The 1,893-nt window shown below is 66.5% G+C and carries 2 protein-coding genes; both read left to right on the top strand.

The genetic code is table 11. The annotated features are described in order from the left end of the window. Nucleotides 1–543, top strand: a 543-nt coding sequence (locus tag QZV97_RS20830) for a 2-oxo acid dehydrogenase subunit E2 (protein ID WP_295647329.1), incomplete at its 5' end; no start/stop codon positions are given. 13 nt (nt 544–556) lie between these two features. After that, a partial coding sequence (locus tag QZV97_RS20825; RefSeq protein WP_295647327.1) for an FAD-dependent oxidoreductase occupies nt 557–1,893 on the top strand: 1,337 nt, incomplete at its 3' end.

Genomic DNA, 1,893 nt, shown 5'->3' with positions numbered 1-1,893 from the left:
CTCGAGAAGTCCGGCGTCAAGGTCAGCATGCTGCCCTTCATGATGAAGGCGGCGGTCGCGACGCTGAAGAAGTTCCCCGAGTTCAACGCCTCGCTGGACGGTGACGCGCTGGTGCTGAAGCACTACTGGCACATCGGCTTCGCCGCCGACACGCCCAACGGCCTGGTCGTGCCGGTGATCCGCGACGTGGACAAGAAGTCCATCCCCGAGATCGCCAAGGAGATGGGAGACCTGGCAAAGCTGGCCCGCGACGGCAAGCTCAAGCCCGACCAGATGTCGGGCGGCACCTTCACGATCAGCTCGCTCGGCGGCATCGGCGGCATCTACTTCACGCCGATCATCAACGCGCCCGAGGTCTCGATCATGGGCGTGTGCAAGAGCTACTGGAAGCAGCACTCCAGCGACGGCAAGACCTCAAGCTGGCGCCTGACGCTGCCGCTGTCGCTGTCGTGGGACCACCGCGTCATCGACGGTGCCGCCGCTGCGCGCTTCAACGTGCACTTCGCCAACCTGCTCGCCGACATGCGGCGGATCATGTTCTGAAAGGCCGGCAGTCATGGCACAAGTGGAAGTCAAGGTCCCCGACATCGGCGACTTCAAGGATGTCGCGGTCATCGAGGTGATGGTCAAGCCCGGCGAGGTGATCGCCGTCGACACCGGTCTGATCATGGTGGAGTCGGACAAGGCGTCGATGGAGATCCCATCGTCGCATGCGGGCGTCGTCAAGGACATCAAGGTCAAGGTCAACGACAAGGTCAGCGAAGGCTCGGTGATCCTTGTCATCGAGGCGGCGGGCGCGGCGGCTGCCGCGCCGGCCCCTGCGCCGGCTGCACCGGCCAAGGCCGCGGCCCCGGCTGCACCGGCAGCGCCCGCTGCACCGATTCCCGGCGCCGCCACGTACAGCGGCAAAGCCGACGTCGAGTGCGAGATGCTCGTGCTCGGCGCCGGCCCGGGCGGCTACTCCGCGGCCTTCCGCAGCGCCGACCTTGGCATGAAGACGGTGCTGGTCGAGCGCTATGCCACGCTTGGCGGCGTCTGCCTGAACGTCGGCTGCATCCCGAGCAAGGCGCTGCTGCACACCGCCGCGGTGATGGACGAGGCCAAGGCGCTGATCCACCACGGCATCAAGTTTGCCGCGCCCGAAGTCGATGTCGATGTGCTGCGCAGCTACAAGGACGGCGTGATCCGCAAGCTCACCGGCGGCCTGGCCGGCATGGCCAAGGCGCGCAAGGTGGAAGTGGTCACCGGCGTCGGCAGCTTCCTCGACCCGCATCACGTCGAAGTGGTCGGCAGCGACGGCAAGAAGAAGGTTGTCAAGTTCGCCAAGGCGATCATCGCCGCCGGCAGCCAGGCGGTGAAGCTGCCCTTCATGCCCGAGGACGAGCGCGTCGTCGACTCCACGGGCGCGCTGCTGCTCAAGAGCATCCCCAAGCGCATGCTGGTCGTCGGCGGCGGAATCATCGGGTTGGAGATGGCCACCGTCTACTCGACCCTGGGCACGCGCATCGACGTGGTCGAGATGCTCGACGGACTGATGCAGGGCGCCGACCGCGATCTCGTCAAGGTCTGGGACAAGATGAACGCGCCGCGCTTCGACAACGTGATGCTCAAGACCAGGACGGTGGGCGCCACGGCCACGCCGGCCGGCATCGAGGTGACCTTCGAAGGCGAGAAGGCACCGAAGGGTCCGCAGGTCTATGACCTCGTGCTCGTTGCGGTCGGCCGCAGCCCGAACGGCAAGAAGATCGGCGCCGACAAGGCCGGCGTGGCCGTCACCGACCGCGGCTTCATCAACGTCGACAAGCAGATGCGCACCAACGTGCCGCACATCTTCGCCATCGGCGACATCGTCGGCCAGCCGATGCTGGCGCACAAGGCGGTGCACGAGGCGCA

Source organism: uncultured Methylibium sp. (assembly GCF_902826655.1).
Taxonomy (GTDB): Bacteria; Pseudomonadota; Gammaproteobacteria; order Burkholderiales; family Burkholderiaceae_C; genus Methylibium.
The sequence above is the reverse complement of the archived record's forward strand: the minus strand, read 5'-3'. Positions and strand labels throughout refer to the sequence as shown.